Origin of the sequence: Variovorax sp. J22G73 (assembly GCF_030317035.1) — a bacterium.
Lineage (GTDB): Bacteria > Pseudomonadota > Gammaproteobacteria > Burkholderiales > Burkholderiaceae_C > Variovorax.
The window spans coordinates 23977-42389 of sequence record NZ_JASZYK010000022.1 but is presented as its reverse complement, the minus strand read 5'-3'; the positions used below and the strand labels follow the sequence as shown (position 1 = coordinate 42389).

Annotated in this window: 17 protein-coding genes; 7 read left to right on the top strand and 10 right to left on the bottom strand. The window is 62.7% G+C overall.

Going from position 1 to position 18413, the window contains the following annotated elements; genetic code table 11:
- Positions 1-9 precede the first annotated feature (9 nt).
- The 4 genes from ligD to QTI51_RS37710 all read right to left on the bottom strand — a co-directional run bounded on the left by ligD (position 10) and on the right by QTI51_RS37710 (position 4352).
- Entirely contained in the window at positions 10-2568 is a 2559-nt protein-coding gene (gene ligD / locus QTI51_RS37720; protein ID WP_286518305.1) for a DNA ligase D, read from the bottom strand.
- A gap of 12 nt (positions 2569-2580) precedes the next feature.
- Positions 2581-2760, bottom strand: coding sequence for a DUF3606 domain-containing protein (locus QTI51_RS37715; protein WP_286518306.1), 180 nt, complete (start codon positions 2758-2760; stop codon positions 2581-2583).
- Positions 2761-3450: 690 nt separating this feature from the next.
- On the bottom strand, positions 3451-3660 hold the full coding sequence (locus tag QTI51_RS39055) for a YqcI/YcgG family protein (protein ID WP_353506577.1): 210 nt from the start codon (positions 3658-3660) through the stop codon (positions 3451-3453).
- Positions 3661-4031: 371 nt separating this feature from the next.
- Positions 4032-4352: a hypothetical protein gene (locus QTI51_RS37710; protein ID WP_286518307.1), complete on the bottom strand. Its 321-nt coding sequence runs from the start codon at positions 4350-4352 to the stop codon at positions 4032-4034.
- 243 nt (positions 4353-4595) lie between these two features.
- Here QTI51_RS37710 and QTI51_RS37705 point away from each other — a divergent pair, with 243 nt between their 5' ends.
- Entirely contained in the window at positions 4596-5027 is a 432-nt protein-coding gene (locus tag QTI51_RS37705; RefSeq protein ID WP_286518308.1) for a helix-turn-helix domain-containing protein, read from the top strand.
- A 1-nt stretch (position 5028) separates the two neighbouring features.
- On the opposite strand, the gene QTI51_RS37700 is transcribed toward QTI51_RS37705, so the two are convergent.
- The 4 genes from QTI51_RS37700 to QTI51_RS37685 form a co-directional block, all read right to left on the bottom strand.
- Complete coding sequence (locus QTI51_RS37700) at positions 5029-5211, bottom strand: hypothetical protein (protein ID WP_286518310.1); 183 nt, start codon at positions 5209-5211, stop codon at positions 5029-5031.
- 466 nt (positions 5212-5677) lie between these two features.
- Positions 5678-7480: a glycoside hydrolase family 5 protein gene (locus QTI51_RS37695; protein ID WP_286518312.1), complete on the bottom strand. Its 1803-nt coding sequence runs from the start codon at positions 7478-7480 to the stop codon at positions 5678-5680.
- A gap of 121 nt (positions 7481-7601) precedes the next feature.
- Complete coding sequence (locus tag QTI51_RS37690; RefSeq protein ID WP_286518314.1) at positions 7602-9038, bottom strand: aldehyde dehydrogenase family protein; 1437 nt, start codon at positions 9036-9038, stop codon at positions 7602-7604.
- A 126-nt stretch (positions 9039-9164) separates the two neighbouring features.
- The gene (locus tag QTI51_RS37685; RefSeq protein ID WP_286518316.1) at positions 9165-10142 is read right to left on the bottom strand and encodes a porin; all 978 of its coding nucleotides are present in this window, start codon (positions 10140-10142) and stop codon (positions 9165-9167) included.
- A 79-nt stretch (positions 10143-10221) separates the two neighbouring features.
- Here QTI51_RS37685 and QTI51_RS37680 point away from each other — a divergent pair, with 79 nt between their 5' ends.
- The 6 genes from QTI51_RS37680 (at position 10222) to QTI51_RS37655 (ending at position 15595) form a co-directional block, all read left to right on the top strand.
- A complete protein-coding gene (locus QTI51_RS37680) occupies positions 10222-10872 on the top strand; it encodes a GntR family transcriptional regulator (protein WP_286518317.1) in 651 nt (216 codons plus the stop codon).
- A 66-nt stretch (positions 10873-10938) separates the two neighbouring features.
- Positions 10939-11937, top strand: a complete 999-nt coding sequence (locus QTI51_RS37675; protein WP_286518318.1) for a Bug family tripartite tricarboxylate transporter substrate binding protein — start codon at positions 10939-10941, stop codon at positions 11935-11937.
- Positions 11937-13130 carry a mandelate racemase/muconate lactonizing enzyme family protein gene (locus QTI51_RS37670; protein WP_286518320.1) on the top strand — a complete coding sequence of 398 codons (1194 nt, stop codon included), beginning with the start codon at positions 11937-11939 and terminating at the stop codon, positions 13128-13130. The genes QTI51_RS37675 and QTI51_RS37670 overlap by 1 nt, the downstream gene beginning before the upstream one ends.
- Positions 13127-13876 (top strand): ribonuclease activity regulator RraA, encoded by a 750-nt coding sequence (locus tag QTI51_RS37665; RefSeq protein ID WP_286518321.1) that lies wholly within the window; start codon positions 13127-13129, stop codon positions 13874-13876. Before QTI51_RS37670 ends, QTI51_RS37665 begins: the two co-directional genes overlap by 4 nt.
- On the top strand, positions 13822-14676 hold the full coding sequence (locus QTI51_RS37660) for an NAD-dependent epimerase/dehydratase family protein (RefSeq protein ID WP_353506576.1): 855 nt from the start codon (positions 13822-13824) through the stop codon (positions 14674-14676). Before QTI51_RS37665 ends, QTI51_RS37660 begins: the two co-directional genes overlap by 55 nt.
- Positions 14654-15595 carry an SMP-30/gluconolactonase/LRE family protein gene (locus QTI51_RS37655; protein WP_286518324.1) on the top strand — a complete coding sequence of 314 codons (942 nt, stop codon included), beginning with the start codon at positions 14654-14656 and terminating at the stop codon, positions 15593-15595. The genes QTI51_RS37660 and QTI51_RS37655 overlap by 23 nt, the downstream gene beginning before the upstream one ends.
- Before the next feature lie 407 nt (positions 15596-16002).
- Here QTI51_RS37655 and QTI51_RS37650 read toward each other — a convergent pair whose 3' ends face one another.
- Both QTI51_RS37650 and QTI51_RS37645 read right to left on the bottom strand, forming a co-directional pair.
- Positions 16003-16977: a Bug family tripartite tricarboxylate transporter substrate binding protein gene (locus tag QTI51_RS37650; protein ID WP_286518325.1), complete on the bottom strand. Its 975-nt coding sequence runs from the start codon at positions 16975-16977 to the stop codon at positions 16003-16005.
- Positions 16974-18380: an MmgE/PrpD family protein gene (locus tag QTI51_RS37645; RefSeq protein ID WP_286518327.1), complete on the bottom strand. Its 1407-nt coding sequence runs from the start codon at positions 18378-18380 to the stop codon at positions 16974-16976. The genes QTI51_RS37650 and QTI51_RS37645 overlap by 4 nt, the downstream gene beginning before the upstream one ends.
- Between the last annotated feature and the right edge of the window lie 33 nt (positions 18381-18413).

The window sequence follows — 18413 nt, the reverse complement described above, 5'->3', positions numbered from 1 at the left end:
GCATGCCTGTCACCGCTTGTACCCCAGCAACTTCATTGCTTCTGCCAGCGGCTGGCGCGTTTTCCAATATTCGGCCCACGGGTCTGACGTCTGGAAAGACAGGTGCTCGCGCGCCGTGCGCACGTTCCACTGTGCGCCGCTCTTCAGCTTGGGAAGATCGTCCCAGCTCACCGGGATTGACACCCCCAGGCCTGGCCGTGCGCGTGCGGAGAATGCCGCGGCCGTGGTCGCGCCGTGCCCGTTGCGCAGGTAGTCGATGAAAAGCTTGCCCACCCGATTGCTGGGCCCACTCTTGGCGACGAAACGCGCAGGAATGGCCTTGGCCATGTGTTGGACCACCGCTTGGGAAAAGCCCTTGACCGTGTCGTAGTCGTAGCGCGGGGCCAGGGGGACGACGACATGCAGACCCTTGCCACCGCTGGTCTTCAGCCAGCATTTCAAACCTAGGGCGGTGAGCATGGTTCGAACCAGGGTCGCTGCCTCCTGGATGTGCTCCCAGGTGGTTCCTTCACCAGGGTCGAGGTCGAAAATCATCCGGTCGGGTTTGCCTATGGCCTTAGCCGTCGAATTCCACGTGTGGAACTCGATCACGTTCATCTGGGCAGCGCCGACGAGCGCCTTTGCGTTGCCCACCTCTAGCAGTGACGTATGCCCTGGCCAAAGGGTTTCCGGCAGCTCGGTGATGCCGGGAATGCCGATTTTTTCGCCATGCTTCTGAAAAAACAGCTCCCCAGTTACGCCGGTAGGTCCGCGCACGAGAGAGCAGGGGCGCCCTTTCAGGTGCGGCAGGATGAACTCGGCGACCGATTCGTAGTACCTCACCAGGTCGAGTTTGGTCACCCCAGTAGAGGCGTCGATCACCCGCTCGCCGTGGCTTACTTTGATGCTTTTTCCGGCATCGGTACCGCTGGCTCCGAAGCCGGCCCTGTCGCCCCTGGCCCCCTCAGCAGCAGGCGCGTCAACCACCTTCGGTTGCTCTCTCACGATGGCCTTGGCCGGCTTGTCGTCGCGCAGCCCGATGAAGGATGCATGCCTGACCTGACCATCAGGTGTCCACTCGGCAAACGATACCTCCGCCAGGATGACCGGCTTCACCCACCGCTCGCTCCCCACCTTGCGCTTGGACCATCGACCCGGCTTCGAGGTGCCTTTGTCGAATGGAGATACGTCGACAGCCAGCGGCAGGAGCTTCCGCTTGATTTCAGCCGCCTCGTCGCCGCTCCAACCGGTTCCGACGCTGCCCGCGGGGATCAAGTTGCCTTGGTCATCATGAATGCCAAGCAGCAAGCCTCCGATTTGGGCGCTGTTGTCCGTCCGGTCGGTATACCCGCACACGACGAATTCCTGACGGAGCTTGCATTTCAGCTTCAGCCAGGTCTCGCTGCGCCGCGACACATACGGGGCGTCGGCCCTTTTGGCGATGACACCCTCAAGCTGCATCTGGCACGCAGACTTCAAAATCGAAGCCGGATCGGCCGGAAAATCAGCGCTGAAACGCACGTGCTCAGATGCGCGCTCTTTAAAGAAATCTCGTAGAAGCGCGCGACGCTCCTTCAACGGCACTTCCCGCAGGTCGGCTCCTTCGAAAAATGGGGCATCGAAGACGAAATACACAATCCGATCGGCGCCTTTGCGCCGGTCGAATGCGTTTTGCAGGGCATTGAAGTCCGGCGCGCCATTGGCGCCGAGCACCAAGATTTCCCCGTCCAGGTAGGCCGAGTTCAGGCCGAGCTCACCGAGCTCGGCGACGAGGCCAGGCATCTTGGCCGCCCAGTCATGCCCACCGCGGGTGATGAGAGCCACCTTGCCCTCTTCGATGCGAGCCATGAGCCTGTATCCGTCGAACTTGATTTCGTACAGCCAGTCGCCCGTCGACGGGACGCCGGCGGCCAGTGTGGCGAGTTGGGGCCCGATCTTGGCGGGCAGATCAGCTTTGCGCGCGCTGGCCAGCGGATCTGCAGGCTTGGCAGTCTTTCGGTTCCCTACCGCTGCAGGCCGGGCTGCAGCCTTCTTCAATGGCTTGGAAATCACGCTGTCGGGCAGGGCGGTGACCACGTCGTAGTCCGCGTGCGGCCGCGCGAAGTCGTCCTTCTTTTTGAAAAGGATCCACGGTTCCTGTCGTTCGCCACCCTTGGCAATCTTCACAAGCTCCCACAAGCCTTCCAGCTTCTGGCCGTGCAGCTTGAATACCAGCTTGCCCGCCGCCAAGCCCTTGCGCGGATCACTCACAGGCTCCCAGGTGCCGTGGTCCCAGACGATCACCGTGCCGGCGCCGTACTGCTTCGGTGGAATGATGCCCTCGAAGGAGGAATAGGAAATTGGATGGTCCTCCACGTGGATGGCCATCCGCTTCTCCTTGGGGTCAAAGCTGGGGCCTTTGGGCACAGCCCAGGACAGCATGACGCCGTCCAGCTCGAGGCGAAAGTCGTAGTGCAGCCGTGAGGCGGCATGCTTCTGGATGACGAACGAAAGCGCTTCCGGGTTTGCCACGCCTCCCTCTGCGGGTTCAGCAGTGACGTCGAAATTGCGCTTCGCCTTGTAGACGGAAAGCGCGTCTGCCTTCGGCATGGCTGTTGCCGGCTACTTCTTCTTCGCCAGGTATTCGCGGACCTTTTCCGCCGAGTTGCCTACCGCCTTCACGGCCTCGCGCAGCTCGGCCGGCGTGCAGCCCAGACTCTTGGTCCAGTCCCGCACCTCGTAGTCTTCCTCGAGAGAAATGAGCTTTCGGTCCAGGCCGGTCTGCTTGGTGTTGTCGGACATATGCATCTCCCAAAAACACTCACATTGGGCCTTTGGCGAAGATATTGATGTAGGTTTACGGCGCTTCGGAGCTGCGATCATTCCGACTGCGCCCATGTAATCCGACTCGCTGCAGACTTTTGCCGATCTTCGATACTTACACCCTGCGACGTATTTCAACCTTGGGAGGGCGCCTCTTCTCCGTTTCTGTTGAAGGTGCGCGGTCCGCCCTGCAAGACACCATGGTCGCGGCGAATGTCTACTTGACTCGCCTCGAAGACCAGTTCCCAAACGCCCACCAGCACCTGTCATGCTTTCTCGCTTGGACGGAAGATCAGCCAAAGGGCTAGGTACGGTGGCCGATGAACAGCTTGGCCGCGCCAAGAGATAAGCCATAGCACATGACCAAGCTGACCAAGCTGCGCGCATGGCTCAGCCAACCTGACAATCAAGTTTTTCAATTGCACGTTGTGCGTTCTCGAACCGCGGCAAGCGTTGGCGTGAAAGATGAAAAGACAGGCACGACGCGAGACTGTGAGTCGTCCGTTTTGGGGATTCCGAACCCTTTTCCCGGCAAACTTTGTTTCTCGATCCAGTTACAGGGACTTGGCGACGCTTTTCGGGTCTACCGTCGAAACGTCGGTCCACATTCACAGTCTCGCGTGCAAACCGTGTACAGGCGCGTAAAGAGGCAAGATCAGTCGCCGCTGTTCAACGTGTCGCCCTGTCGAGCCTTGAACCCGGCCCCGACCGGACCAAACACGAAATCGGAGCTCTCCGCGCAAGGCGGGACGCATTCGGATGCAAACCGACGACGAAGAAAGCGCGGCCGCCCACACCGAAGGAAAATTCTTCACGTGCCGGGTCCGAGCTCACTCGCGCATCCCACACGTTTCCGCGGTCACGGTCGATCTCGTGCATCGCTTGTCTGCGGTGCTTGTGTTTTCAAACGTGGCAACGAAGCTCACAGGAATGCTGCCTGGGTCGGCGAACTCCGCTGCATATTGTTCTAGCGCTTCGACAAGGTGACGGCCGTGATACTTCTCCAAGCCTGCCGAAGTGGCCGATCGGCGCGTGCGCTATATGGGCCTTCGGTCCCGGGGTCCATGTAGAGAGATACGCGGCGCGCTTTCGTCGACCTTACGGCGGTCAGTAGTGCCGCAGCAAGAGGGCTACGCAGAGCGTAGCGGCAAGAACGCCGATGCCCGTCCAGTACGACCGCGCTCGGCTTCGGCGGGCCTCCTCCCGCAACTGGTCCTGGAGGTCATGCAGCGAAATATCTGTGCGGGTCATCATCGCTTTCGAAGCAAGCCGCTAGCTTTGCTAATTCGCATGCCGGCATCCCACGAGGATTTTTCGTCCAACCGAGCAGAAAGCGCTTCTGCGTCGGCCCAAAGCAGCCGGTGCTTTTCGAGTGCGTCAGCACTCAGCTCGGCGAGCTTTGCCTTGTTGAGCACGCCTCCATGTTCGATCGCTAGAAAAACGGCCGCTTCGGCGGCAACCCATTCCCGAAATTGCTGGTCGAACGCTGGGCCTACGATGTACTGCCCAGGCAGAGGCAAGCGATCGCTTGGCGCGAGGGACGATTTGTCTGCGGCGTTTGGAGCATCCATGGTCCGCACGAAAATAACACTTAACGCCTCAAAATGCGAGCGCCCGGTTTAAGGGAATCGCGTTTTTGCCCGCGATCAGGTAGCCCTTTCTCCTGACCTTAACCCACCCCGACCATCCCGCGCGTTCCAACCCAACGCTCGTGGCGCGTAGCGCGGAAGCGTGGCCTGCGGAACATGCGGCGCAGACGGCGCTGCTACCGCGTAAGCCAGCAACCGCAGATGGCCGGGCGGCACAATGCCGCCATGCCAAACATTGCATCCATCCTGAAAAGTGAAATTTCCCGCGTAGCGCGCAAAGAAGCCCGCACGGAAATCGAAACACTGAAGAAGGCCTCGGCGTCCTATCGTTCAGCCATCGCCGAACTCCGCCGGCAAGTCGCTTCTCTCGAAAAGGAGCTGCGCCGCCTGACCAAGGGCTCCGCGCGCATCGTGGCGGCCGGAGGGCCCGAAGACGGCGACGCGACAAAGCGCCGCTTCAGCGCGGCCAGGTTGGCTGCTCACCGATCAAAGATCGGCATCTCGGCGGCGAGCTATGGGCAGCTGGTGGGTGTTTCAGGCCAGACCATCTACCACTGGGAGCAAGGCAAGGCTCGGCCGCGCGCTGCGCAGCTGGAGCTTCTTGCCGCCGTGCGCGGTTTGACTGCACGTGAGGCTGTAGAGCGCCTGGACGCGTAAGTCACGCGGCGCTTGAAACCCGCCCCCGCGCTATGGGGCTGCCAGGGCAGTGCTTGCAGTTCGGCCAATCGGAGGCCGTGCGCACCATCAAAGACATGGGGCCGAGAAACACCATGGCAGCCAGCTTGTCCGGCAGCACATAGACGGCCAGCTCCAGCGATCGCCTGCCGATGCGGGCGGGCATTGCTTCGTCCCACCCCTCGAACATAGGATACGGCGTCATCACGTATCGGCCGTCGCTGTGGGGAACAGAGCCCAGCCTGTGCTGCCGCAGCCCGTAGCCCGTAGCCCGTAGCCCGTAGCCCGTAGCAGGGAAAGCATGCCATGGCTTTCGCCAAGCGACCCGCGCAAATTCGTTTTTCTCCGGCGCCGAGCGGGCTGCACAAGAGCGTCGTGTTGTGCTGCAAAAGCATGCGGCGCGCCCGAAGACTCCCATCGAGCTGGCGACCTTTGAGCGGCTTCTTCGCCTCCCGTCTTCAGCACGCCAGCGTTCCCGCCTTCAGGGATTCGGCATCGAGGTAGTAGCGCGAGAACAAGGCGCCGTTCTCATCGCTTCTTCGGGAGGGCCGTCGCAGACGGAGGGCGGGGGGCCGGCTATCCTGTTTTGCTCAACTCGCCCCCCAGTAGGTCACTGGGGAGGCTACAAGCGGCTATTCCTTGGATCTGAAGTTCACCACGCCATCGTCAGCAATCACGATCGGCCAATCGGTCACAGTAATGTCTTTGAGCGCCACACTGTTTGTTGACGCATCGTTTGCCGTGATAACGGCGGCGGTTGTCGAGTAGACGCGGCCATCCAACAAGTCCACGTACTTGGGCAGAGCGCCTCTCGTGGCCATGCCCGCGAAATGAAAGTTCTTGCAGTCGATATTGATCTTCGACGCCGGCAAGTCATATGGCAAGCCGTTGGAGGCGCTGACCCAGATGGCAAGTAGGCTGCGCGTCACGCCCTTGTCGAGTTGCTTGTATGCGTGGATGACCACGTTAACTGATCCGAGCTCGGGACGTCCCGTGTAGGTCGCTTTGGCGGTGCAGGCTACTGGCTGCAATGCGGGCGGCTGAACCGGCGCGGGGACGACGGACATTCGATTGTCGAAAATTGACGTGATGTTCTGGTACGAGCCGTAGGCGATCTTCTTTGCCTTGATGGTCGAATCCCCATTGTTGAATGGTTCATCAATGTTCGCATCCCAGAGGCCTGTGGCCAGCAGGCCCTTGTTGTTCTTCCCGTAGTCGTAGTGCATGTCGGAGATCGAAAAGATGCTGGTCTCGAAGCCTTTGTAGAAATCCCCGAGCGCCCGGCGCATGGCGTTTTTCGCTTGGTTCTTTTCGTCCCATTTTTCCGAACCCGGGCCGCAGTTCGCGAAGTAGAGGCAGGCGCCGGAGGGCATGCCGTTCTCGTCCTGGCGCACTTTGAAGCCCTTTGCGAACACCGCATCTCGGAAATTGCGGTATCCGGTGAACTCGTGCTCTGGCAAACCCCAGTATGGGTGGTACCCGACCGACACGTCGCTGCTTGGGACAAGTGGCCCCTTGTTGGCAGCGAAGTAGTCAAACAAGGTTTGGGCATATGGCAGGCCATCGGTGGCCCCATTCCCGAGTACGCCCGCGGTGAAGTTGCCGATCGTGAGCTTCGCCGCCGGTTGGGCCTTCTTGATGGTCTGGGCCACGTCGACAGTGAACTTCGCGAATTCCGAGGCTTCCACGTGACCATTGGGTTCGTTCCAGATCTGCCAATCGGACACACGATCCTTGTAGCGATCCACTGCAGCCGTCACGAACGCGAGGAATCGCGTGCGGCCTTCTCCGGTGGGAACTAGTTTGCTCGACAGACCGGTTTGCCCGCAGTCCACGCATCCGGGACGCTCGTTGCCATACCCGAGGAAGACGAAAGGCTGCGCCTTTTGCGCCGTCAGCCCGTTGACGATCTTGTCGAACTTGGCCCAGTCGTAGGTTGATGGCGTGGTGATCACTTTCTCGATGTCGTGCCAGCCCGTCTGCACTCGCACCTTCGTCACGCCCAGCGGGGCAATGTATTCGCCCCAGTTTTCGTAGTACGTGTAGTTTCGATCGGTGGTCTCGCCGCCTACGCCAAACGAGTTCGTCAGGCCCGCTGCACTCAGCTCGCCTGTGGTCCTGGGTTTCACGCGGCCGAGCAGCGTGAAGTTGGGATCGTTGAGTGGCTGAAGGAGCTTGTAGTCCGCCGAGTCGGTGGCGAGGATCGTCTTGGCCGCCTCACTCAATGGAGGATCGATCAGCGTGACGGGAGGAATGACCTCTCCTTCGCCGGCGGCTGGCGGGTCCGAGGCGGGAGGAGGTTGCACGCTTTGCCCGCCGGCTGCCGGAGGATTGGACTGGGGAAAGAACCCGCTGAAGCCGCTGTCGCTGCCACCTCCACCGCATCCTGATAGGAGTGCGGCGATAGAAAGTAATACCGGAATGCTTTTTTTCACTGTCATGTCTCTTGATTGATGAATCGGTTACTCGGGCGCTTGCCGCGTTCGGCGGTCAAGCGATCAACGGTGACGTGCGATTTCCTCGAAGGCGATCCTCCGTCAAACGGTTCTGGAAGGCCTAGGCCAGCGTGTACGCAGTCTTCACGGTCGTGAAGAACTCCTGCGCGTACTTGCCCTGCTCGCGCGGACCGTAGCTCGATCCCTTGCGGCCGCCGAAGGGCACGTGGTAGTCCACACCCGCCGTCGGCAGGTTGACCATCACCATGCCAGCCTGGCTGTGGCGCTTGAAGTGCGTGGCGTATTTCAGCGACGTGGTCGCGATGCCGGCCGACAGACCGAACTCCGTGTCGTTCGCCGTGGCCAACGCCTCTTCGTAGTTTTTCACGCGAATCACGCTCGCCACCGGGCCGAAGATTTCTTCCTTGTTGATGCGCATCGACGCGGCCGACTCGCTGAAGAGAGCGGGCGACATGTAGTAGCCATCGGTCTCCAGCTTCAGCAGTTCGCCGCCAGCCGCCAGCGTCGCGCCCTCGCCTTTGCCAATGGCGATGTATTCCATGTCCTGGTTGAGCTGCGACTTCGACGACACCGGCCCCACGTCGGTGCCCTGCGCCAGCGCGTCGCCCACCTTGATCCTGGCCATGCGCTCCTTCATGGCCGCGATGAACTTCGGGTAGATGCCTTCGGTCACGATCAGGCGGCTGGACGCCGTGCAGCGCTGGCCGGTGGAGTAGAACGCGCTCTGCACGCTCAGCTCCACGGCCTGCGCCAGGTCGGCGTCGTCCAGGACCACCTGCGGGTTCTTGCCGCCCATTTCGAGCTGCACCTTCTTGTGGTTGGTCACGCACTGGATCGCGATGTTGCGGCCCACGCCCACCGAACCCGTGAAGCTGATCGCATGGATGCCGGGGTGCTTGACCAGCGCCTCGCCGATCACGCTGCCGCGGCCCATCACCAGGTTGAACACGCCGGCCGGAATGCCCGAGCGGCTGATGATCTCGCTCAGCGCCCAGGCGCTGCCGGGCACCAGGTCGGCGGGCTTCAGCACCACGCAGTTGCCGAAGGCCAGCGCGGGCGCGATCTTCCACGCCGGAATGGCGTTCGGAAAGTTCCACGGCGTGATCAGGCCGACCACGCCCACCGGCTCGCGCGTGATCTCCACGCCGATGTTCGGGCGCACCGACGGCAGCACCTCGCCCGACAGGCGCAGGCATTCACCCGCGAAGAACTTGAAGATCTGGCCCGCGCGCGTGGCCTCGCCGATGCCTTCGGCCTTGGTCTTGCCCTCTTCGCGCGCCAGCAGCGTGCCCAGCTCTTCCTTGCGCGCGAAGATCTCGGTGCCGATCTTGTCGAGCGCGTCGGAACGCGCCTGGATGCTGCCCGTGGCCCAGGCCGGGAAGGCAGCGTTTGCTGCTGCCACGGCGACATCGACGTCGCTCGCATCGCCTTGGGCGTACTCGCCGACGACGTCTTGCAGGTTGCTCGGGTTGAGGTTTGCAGCGTAGCTGTTGCCCGGCGTCCATTTGCCGCCAATCAGATTGTCGTGATGTTGCATGTCGAAAGGATGGGTGCGGCAAGCAGCCGATGGCATCGGTGCTTGCCGGTGGAGCGAGCGGCCGACAGCACTGCCATCGGTCGCCACTGGGATAAGCGCGCCGCAGTGGCCGGCGCGCGACGAGGATCAGAAGTTGTGCTTCAGCGTGAGGTCGTACAGCGTCGTGCGCGTCAACCGGTCTTGCTTGGCGGAGCCGATGTTGCCGAGGATGGAGGTCCGCTTGCTCAGGAAGTGTTCGTAGCCGACACCAAAGCGGGTGTTCGAGTCCTGCAAGGGGCCGAGCTCGAGCTTGGCGAGTGAGAGCTTGATCACGCCGGGGCCGACGGGAATTCGGCCAGTCAGCGTGGTGTTGCGGTTCTTGTTCCCCGCCACCGTGGCCAACGAGCGAGTCAAGGCCACCCGAATGATGTCGAAGTCATAGGCTGCACCGACCATCGAGAGCTTTTGCTTTTCGTCGGTCTTGTCGATCGCCGCAGCGACGTACCACGGGCCGTTGGTGTATTCGAGGTTGGCGCCCCATGAGTCGTGGCGCAGCTTTTCTCCAGCGGAAACAGCAAGGTTGGCCTGGAAACCGTTCCACAGCGGCGTCTTGTAGCCCACTGTGTTGTTGCTTCGGATGCCGTTGTCCACCGTGTAGTTCGCAAATTGGTGCTTCGGACCCGGCGTGCCTACGCTGTCGAAGCCCCAGGGATCCAGCTTCAGCGCCACCCAGAAGGCAGGGATGTACTCGCGGCCGAGGTAAACCGAGCCAAAAGTTTTGGAGCCGATCTCGACGAAGGAGCGGGCTTGCCAAAAGGGCACCTCAGGCGTTGCGGTATCGGGTTGGAACCGATGCTCCATGGTGAAGCCGCTGTACCACCCACCTCCGAGATCTTCCGTTCCGCGAAACCCCAGCCGGCCGGCGGAACCTTGTTTGAGCTCAGTGCTGTCCCCGAAAGGATTGCCCGCGCGGCCACCGTTGATGGGGGTCGTTCCGCCCTGCTGAATGAAGAGGCCTAAATCGACCCGCCCGTAGATGGTCAACGACGACTGAGAGTGGGCGGGCAGGGCCATCGAGGCCGAAGCAGCGAATGCGCAACCGAGCGCGGTAAACCGAAAGTTCAACGTATGTCTCCTCTAGTTCTGGTTGGCGCGATCTTACATTGAACATTTAATTAAATCCATAATGAAGTATGATTTGGGCATGAACGCGATCAACACCCCCACCTACATGCGCTTGCGAGACCAGGTTCGAGCCGACATCGTTGCTGGCCTGTGGCCTCTCGGTTCGCACGTGACGCTCGCGCAACTCGCTAGCCATTACCAGGTGAGCAACAACCCGGTGCGAGAGGCATTGCTTCAGTTGCAAGGGGAGGGGGTGGTTGCCATGCGGATGAACCGCGGCGCGGTGATTCCCACGGTGGACGCGCGCTACATCGACAACCTGTATCGGGTTCGCGGGGCGATCCAGGCCATGCTGTCTCGAGAGGCTGCGATCAAGGCGACCCCTGAAAACGTCGCGGCCATGAAAAAGCTGGCCGAGACGCAAGTACGGTTGGCCGCCGATGGCGACATTGGCGCCTGCGTGGCCGCCAACCGCGAGCTACATCGCTTGATCGACAGCGTGGCAGACAACCCACTCGCGTTGGAAATGCTCGAAGGGCGCTCCAGCCTGGTCGATGCGTTTCGCCGCAGCCGAGGCTACGGTCCTGGCCGACTAGACCTGGTTCACGAGCAGCACAGAAGCCTGATCGACGCTATCGCTGCCGGCGACGCCGACGGCGCAGCGCGGGCATCGCTCGAACATACCGACTCGTCGCGCCTGGATTTGTTGGCGCTGGCTGCCACGCCCTGACGGCTTCACCCCGCTGGGCCACGGCAGCCTGAAACAAGCGCGGCAGATTTCACAAAAAAGGAGACCATGAAAAACTTCATCCCTCGCATTCGCTGGCGCACGGCGATCGCTTCCGTTGTCTGCACGCTCGCGTGTGGCGTTAACACTGCAGCGCACGCCGAGAAGTTCCCCGACAAGCCGATCACGCTCTATGTCGGCTTCGCTGCCGGCGGTTCCGCAGACTCAATCGCGCGCGCGCTCGCTGACGAGATGAGCAAGTCCCTCGGGCAACGGGTCATCATCGACAACCGCAGCGGCGCATCGGGAAACATCGCCACGCAGCTCGTGTTGGGCAAGGAGGCGGACGGCTATTCGCTGCTGTTCGCGGCCATTCATCTGGCCACCAACCCCGCGCTGGCCGGCGTTAAGTACGACCCCGCAAAGGATCTGACGATGGTTTCACAGATCACAAGCGTGCCGGTGGTGATGCTTGCGTCCAACGCAAGCGGCATCAAATCGCCAGACGAAGTCGATGCCGCTGCCAAGCGGGCGTCCGGCGGTTTGCGCGTGGGTTCAGGGGGCGTGGGCACTTCGTCGCACCTGGCGATGGAGCTGTACAAAAGAGCTCGTGGCACCTCGATGATCCATGTGCCGTACCGAGGCGGCGCTCCGGCCAACCAGGACTTGATGGGCGGGCAGATCGACATGATGTTCGACCTGATGTCCGGCTCTCTCAAGGGAACCGTGGATGCCGAGAAGATCCGTCCGCTCGCGGTGATGCAGAAGGACCGCATTCCTGGCCTGCCTAACGTGAAGAGCGCCGGCGAGCTCGGCTTGCCAACGAGCACGTTTATTCGCAGTTGGCAAGGCATTGCCGTGCGTGCCGGCACCCCGGCTCCTATCGTCGCGCGGCTGCACCAGGCAGTGGTGGCTGCCGCATCGTCGGAAACGTTCAAGCACCGGGCGGAGCAGCTGGGCTCCGAAGTGGTGACCAGCAAGACACCCAAGGATTTTGAAACCCTCTACGCCGCGGAGCTGACGCGCTGGTCAGCGTTGATCAAGGCAGCAGACATCAAGGCTGAATGATGAAGATCAAGGACGTTCGCTGCCACCTAATGCAGGCGCAAGCGCCTGGACATACGGGATGGACCGCGACTGGGAAAAGCGCACTGGCGACAAGCCGTAATTGGCTTTTCGTGACCATCGAAACGGACGAAGGCTTGATTGGTACCGGCGAAGGCTCAGGCTGGCCGCGCGTGGTCGAAACGGCAGTGCGCGATCTGCGCCACCTTCTGGTAGGCGAACCCGCCAGCGACATCGAGCGCCTCTGGCAAAAGATGCGGGTCGCCATGATGGGCCACGGCCAGACGGGTGTGGTCGGTATGGGCGCATTGGCTGCGATCGACACTGCTTTGTGGGACTTGAAAGGCCTGGCGCTCGGCACCTCTGTTGCCAACCTGCTCGGCGGGACCACGCGCGCGAAGATCCCGTACTACGTTCATGCGCCCTCCGTCGAGACCGCCCAAGCCGCGGTTGCCATGGGCGTAAGCGCCATCAAAGTCGGCGGTATCAAGGACGTCGTAGAGCGCGCATTCGCAATCCGTGCGGCCGTGGGCCCAGAGGTCGACATGATGGTTGACCTGCACGGCCCCCCGTGGCTCACCGCCGCCGACGCTGTTGCGATAGGTCGCGCTCTTGAGCCATTGAATCTGCTTTTCCTGGAAGAGCCAGTGGCGCCGGATGACCTGCGCGGCTGGCGCCTCATGCGCGAAAAGCTGGCACTACCGCTCGCGACTGGCGAAAGGCTGTCGAGTCTGACCTGCATGAAGCCGCTGTTGGAGGAGGGCTTGGTTGATGTGCTGCAGCCCGACACAGGCCGCTTCGGCGGTTTGACGCAGATGAAAAAGCTCGCCGGCATGGCGGAAGCCTGGGCCGTGATGGTCGCGCCCCATTCAGGATCCCTAGGGCCGGTGGCAGAAGTCGCGGCCGTTCATCTCCTGTCCGCCATTCCCAATGCATTGATCCTGGAGCGCATGCAGCCGGACTGGAGCGGCAGGGCCGAAGTGCTCCGAACCAACCTGGCTGCCGAAGCCGGCCTCTTGAACGTACCGACGACACCGGGCCTCGGGATCGAGCTCAACACAGAGTTCATCGCGCAACACCCCAGCACCCAGAACACGGCCATCGCCACCGGGGGTTGGAATGCCGGCACTGCTGAAGAGACGACCTACCTGCAGGCGCGTCGCCCACGCTCTTTTCTCACGAAATCTGAACAATGACCGAACTTCATTCCCTCACGCTCGCTCGCCTCGCGAAGACCTCGACGGCGACGTTGACCACCGCCCTGTTCAAGAAGGGCTTCTCCAACACTTTCCTGCAGAACGTCCGGCCGGTGGGGTCAAACACTGTCTCCATGGTCGGTATCGCCTACACCTTGCGCTACATTCCGGCGCGAGAGGACCTGGACCAGATCGAGGCATTCAATGACCGCAAGCACCCCCAGCGTGTGGCCGTGGAAGAGTGCCCGGCCGGACATGTCCTGGTGATGGACAGCCGTGGCGACGCGTCAGCTGCCTCAGCCGGCAACCTGTTGCTCACGCGTCTGCTGCGCCGCGGCGCGGCAGGCGTCGTGACCGACGGGGGCTTTCGTGATTCTCCAGAAATTGCACAGATGGCGATCCCGGCCTACCACCAGAGGCCTTCTGCGCCGACGAACCTGATTCGCCACCACGCCATCGATATCGGATTGCCGATCGCTTGCGGCGGCGTGGGGGTCTATCCTGGCGACGTCATGGTGGGTGATGCCGAAGGCGTCGTGTGCATCCCGCGGCATGTCGCCGACGAGATCGCAGCCATTGCCTATCGTCAGACGATCTATGAAGACTGGGTCCAGACTCGCATCGACGCCGGCGACTCGCTGTTCGGCACTTACCCGCTCACGGATCCCGAGCGGCAAGCCGCGTTCGAAGCATGGCGCGAAGTGAATCAGGCGCGCTATCCGCTGAGCAAGGAGGCCGCCGCGTGATGCGGGAGTGCATCGTCCTGACCGGGGCAGCGGGTAGGCTCGGCCAAGCGCTCCGGCCTTACCTATCGACGCAGTGCGCGGAGCTCCGCCTGGTGGATCGTGCGCCGATGACGGCCGCCAAGCCGAACGAGAAGGTCTTTCAGATCGATCTCAATGACGAAGCATCGCTCGAGCGAGCGGTGCAGGGCGCTTCGGCCGTTGTGCACTTTGCAGGCTACCCTCGTGAGGCCGAGTGGGACGTGCTCCTGCCCGCCAACATCGAGGGCACGATCAAGTTGTGGGATCAGGCACACGCGGCAGGCGTCGATCGCGTCATCTACGCCACGTCCAACCATGCGGTGGGCCTGTATCCTCGCGACACGCCGCTCGCAGAACTAGTGCACCCGCTGCCGGATTCGCGGTACGGCTTGACCAAGGTTTTCATGGAAGCACTGGCCAGCTTGTACGCGATCAAGCACGGCGTGCGCGGGTTCGGCCTGCGCATCGGGCACTGCGCGCAGGAGCCCTCAGATGCGCGAATGCTCTCGCACTGGATTCATCCGGAAGACCTAGCGGCGCTGGTCACCGTGGGCCTTACGGCCAACTACGATAACGAAATTGTTTACGGAGCTTCGGGCAACTCGCGTTCCTGGTGGCCCAATGCACGCGCATTCGAGCTTGGCTACCGGCCGACCCATAGCGCCGATGGTTTTGCTGAACAACTCGAGGCTCGCGTGAGCGACGACCCGGTAGCCGAGCGCTACCAAGGCGGTTCCTTTGCAGCGAGCGAATTTACCAATGCACGCGCCGCGCAGCGCTGAGCAGATTGTTCCGACGGCGCTGCCGCACCCGTCATTGCAGCAGCTCGTCGCCTGGCCGGTGGGCTGCAAGGTCGGCGAGTCGCCTGTCTGGCATCGCAGCGAAGCGGCACTCTATTGGATCGACGTTCGCGCCCCGCATCTTCTGCGTCTGGATCCTCAAACCGGAGAGTTGTCGCGCTGGCAACTGCCCGAAGTAGTCGGCGCGTTGGCGCTCTGTGGCGACTCTCATGCATGGCTGGCATTGCAACACCGACTGGTGCAAATCGATCTGTTGACCGGAAAGTTGCACGAGGTGGCAGTGGTCGACCACGTCGCTGAGAATCGGCTAAACGACGGAAAAGTTTCGCCGAGCGGGCAATGGTTTGTTTTCGGATCGATGGACGATCGCGCCGAAAAGCAAGCGACAGGCGCGCTCTATCGCGCGAGCGCAAACGGCGCAATAGTTCAAATCCACGACGGTTTAGTTGTAGCCAATGGGATCGCTTGGAACCGCGAAGGGACCACGATTTATTTTTCGGACAGTGCCCGCGGCCAGTTGTACATGGCCCCCTGGGACGAAGAATCCGGAGGCATGGGCACTCCGCGCATTCTGGCGTGGCTCGATGAAAAGGCCGGCCGGCCTGACGGAGGTATGGTGGACTCGCAGGGTATCTATTGGTCAGCCGGGGTTTCGGCTGCGGTGTTGAATCGCATCGATCCGGTCGGCCATGTCATTGAACGCATATGTATGCCCTGCCTCGCGCCCACGATGTGCGCCTTCGGTGGACGAGATGCAGGAAGAATCTTCGTGACTTCACTCGTCCGCCCGCAATGGAAGTCACCAGGGCCCATGGAAGGCGCGCTCTTCGAGTTTCGCAGCCCTGTTCCTGGCGTCTGGCCCTCCAGTCTCGGCGATCGGCCCTTGATGCTGTCGTCTTGAAGGCGCGATAGCTTCTCTTGAGCGCGTAGAGCAAGGGTCTGTGTGCAACCGATCGCCGTGCCGCTTGTCGAAGCAGGCGCCCATGCGTGCGCGTTGTCGATCAGGACATCACCTCGTCGCCGATCTGACATTTGCGGGTTCGACGAGATCGCCGCGCGCCGAGTTGGCTGGCACTGCGGTGCCCCCTTCTGGCCTACCTATAACGCGTTGTCGTTTGCACGAAAACCTTGGTCACACTCATTCGGTGCCGCAAATCCGGAGCAGTGGCGGCGAACGGAATGCCGAGCATGATGCAGGACGAGCAGCGCCAGTTCTCGCAATGCAAAGCTCCGAGATTGCCAGACGATCGCACTGATAGCAGTTTGGATTGCGCCCCGCGCGCACTGTGGACCACCGCTCTGCGTGTTTTAGTCCAGGTGTGCGCCGGAAGCGGTGACTGCCTTGCCCCATTTCTCGACCTCGCTCTTCAGGAAGCGACCGAACTCGTCCGGACTTCCACCGCGGGGCGTCGACTCCGACTTTGCGTAGTGATCGAGCACCTGCCTGGAGCGCAGCGCCGCGTTGGCCGCGGTGTTGAGCCGCTCGATGACCCCGGCGGGCGTCTTCGCCGGCACCAGCAGGCCGGCCCACGTCAGGGCTTCGAAGCCGGGCAGGCCTTGCTCCGCGATCGTCGGCACGTCGGGCATGGTGGGAAGGCGCTCGGCGCTGCTCACGCCCAGCAGCCGCACGCGCCCCGATTTGGCGTGAGGCAGGATCGAGGTCGACACGTCGAACGCGAACTGCACCCGGCCGCCAATCAGGTCCGTGACCATCGGGGGCGAGCCCTTGTAGGGCACGTGCAGCATGTCGATGCCGGCTTCCTTCTTGAGCATCTCCATCGCGATGTGCTGCGTCACGCCGTTGCCGCTCGATCCGTAGGCGATCTTGCCGGGCGACGCCTTCGCGTAGGCGATCATTTCCTTCAGGTTCCTGACCGGTGTGTCCACCTGCGTGACCAGGAACATGGGGCTGGAATTCAGCAGCACGACCGGCGCAAAGTCCTTGAGCGGGTCGTAAGGGAGCTTGCGGTACAGGCCCGGGTTGATGGCCAGCGTGCCGGTCGAGCCATACAGCAAGGTATAGCCGTCCGCGGGCGCATTCTTCACGTACTGGTGGGCGATGATGCCGGCCGCGCCGATCTTGTTCTCGACATAGACGGTCTGGTGGAGTTCGTCGCCGAGCTTCACCCCCACCACGCGCGCCCCGACGTCCGAGGCTTGTCCCGGCGGAAAGCCCACGACCATCTGCACGGGGCGGCTTGGGTAGGGCGCTTGCGCGAAGGCACGGGCCGCCAGCAGCGGCGCGGCACCCAGCGTGACGGCGAACGAGCGCCGGCGGATCATGCCGTCCCCGACGCGCAGAGCGCCATGATTTCGTCGAGCGATGCGGCGGTTTCGAGGTTCATTACCTTGTCGATGAGCCGTGCGGCCGTGCGGCTGTCGACGGCGCGCGTCGCGTTGGTCATGAACTTGGCTTGCAGTGCCTCGCTCGACAACGGCACGTCAGGGGTCCCCAGGCTGGCCGCCTTGCGGCAGCGCAGCACGCGGCCGTCCTTCAGGTGGATGACGACTTCACCGGGGAAACGCACCGGAAAGTCGCTGTCGGGGTCGGGCACGCACCAGGTCTTCGCGGCGATGGCCAGCACGTCTTGCGCGTCCAGCGGCTCGTCATGGAAGGCTGCAAGATCGACGCGGCCGCGCGCCAACGCCAGCGCGACGACGTACTGCACGCTGAACAGCGCGCGGTAGGGAATGGTGGGGCGAATGCAGGCCTCGCGCGGCTCCGCCACCATCTTGTGCAGGTCGGGTGTCAGCGGGCATTCGATGCGCTCGATGTCGTCCAACGCGAACTGGCCACGCAGCGCGAGCGCGGCGTCCACGAAGGCGTGGATGAAGTGGCAGCACGGATACGGCTTGAGCGCGATGCCACGCGTTTGCCATGTGTCGCCGAGTGCCGCGGTGGGCAGTTGGTCTCCTTCGGGAATGCGCTGGATGTGCGTTTGGTAGAAGCCGCCCTTGGCGGCCTCGAACACGGTGTTGGGGCCGAGGAAGCCCGCGCGCCCCAGCGCCACTGCCGCCAGCGCGCTGTGGGCCGACCAGCCCGGATGCAGGCGCTTGAGCCACGAGTTGCCGCCGATGAGAATGCCCGAAGCCAGGCTGCCGCACAACCCGAGCGACCACACCAGCGCCTGGTGGTCGGCCTTGTACAGGCGGCCCGCCGCAGCCGCCGCCGCGAAGGTGCCGCAGAGGGCCGTGGGGTGGAAGCCGCGGTTATGGAAGTCCGGCGCGCCCACCGCCGCCAGCCGGCAACCGATTTCCAGCGCCGCGACAAAGGCCAGCAGCACTTCTTCCCCGGTCGCGGCATTGGCTTGCCCCGCCGCCATGGCCGCTGCCATGGCTTGCGCGCTCGCGTGGTAGATCGCGCCGATGTGGGTGTCGTCGAAGTCCAGCGCATGCGCCAGTACGCCGTTGACCAGCGCGGCGGAGGCTGCGGGCAATCGTGTTCCGCTGCCGATCGCGGTGGCATCGTCGCCGCGGCCGAGTTCCTGCGCGCCGCTCAGCACCGTCGCGCCGATGTCGAATTTCGACGAGGCTAGCGCGATGCCGATCACGTCGAGCAGGTGCTCCTTGGCCAGCGCCAGAACGTCGGCGGGAACATCGGCCAGCCGCAGTTCGAGCGCGAAGCGCGCGATCTTCTCGCTTTCCGTAGGGGTGAGGGCCGGTGCTGGCGAGCTCGTGTCGTTCATGTGTGTCTCCGGGAAGGTGTTCAGGTATTCAGG

Coding starts and splice junctions, on each gene's coding strand:
- QTI51_RS37715 (WP_286518306.1), bottom strand. CDS start 2,760: ATGTCCGACAACACCAAGCAGACCGGCCTGGACCGAAAGCTCATTTCT.
- QTI51_RS37660 (WP_353506576.1), top strand. CDS start 13,822: ATGGCGCGAAGTGAATCAGGCGCGCTATCCGCTGAGCAAGGAGGCCGC.
- ligD (WP_286518305.1), bottom strand. CDS start 2,568: ATGCCGAAGGCAGACGCGCTTTCCGTCTACAAGGCGAAGCGCAATTTC.
- QTI51_RS39055 (WP_353506577.1), bottom strand. CDS start 3,660: ATGCACGAGATCGACCGTGACCGCGGAAACGTGTGGGATGCGCGAGTG.
- QTI51_RS37670 (WP_286518320.1), top strand. CDS start 11,937: ATGAAGATCAAGGACGTTCGCTGCCACCTAATGCAGGCGCAAGCGCCT.
- QTI51_RS37705 (WP_286518308.1), top strand. CDS start 4,596: ATGCCAAACATTGCATCCATCCTGAAAAGTGAAATTTCCCGCGTAGCG.
- QTI51_RS37650 (WP_286518325.1), bottom strand. CDS start 16,977: ATGATCCGCCGGCGCTCGTTCGCCGTCACGCTGGGTGCCGCGCCGCTG.
- QTI51_RS37675 (WP_286518318.1), top strand. CDS start 10,939: ATGAAAAACTTCATCCCTCGCATTCGCTGGCGCACGGCGATCGCTTCC.
- QTI51_RS37655 (WP_286518324.1), top strand. CDS start 14,654: ATGCACGCGCCGCGCAGCGCTGAGCAGATTGTTCCGACGGCGCTGCCG.
- QTI51_RS37665 (WP_286518321.1), top strand. CDS start 13,127: ATGACCGAACTTCATTCCCTCACGCTCGCTCGCCTCGCGAAGACCTCG.
- QTI51_RS37710 (WP_286518307.1), bottom strand. CDS start 4,352: ATGGATGCTCCAAACGCCGCAGACAAATCGTCCCTCGCGCCAAGCGAT.
- QTI51_RS37680 (WP_286518317.1), top strand. CDS start 10,222: ATGAACGCGATCAACACCCCCACCTACATGCGCTTGCGAGACCAGGTT.
- QTI51_RS37645 (WP_286518327.1), bottom strand. CDS start 18,380: ATGAACGACACGAGCTCGCCAGCACCGGCCCTCACCCCTACGGAAAGC.
- QTI51_RS37700 (WP_286518310.1), bottom strand. CDS start 5,211: ATGCCCGCCCGCATCGGCAGGCGATCGCTGGAGCTGGCCGTCTATGTG.
- QTI51_RS37690 (WP_286518314.1), bottom strand. CDS start 9,038: ATGCAACATCACGACAATCTGATTGGCGGCAAATGGACGCCGGGCAAC.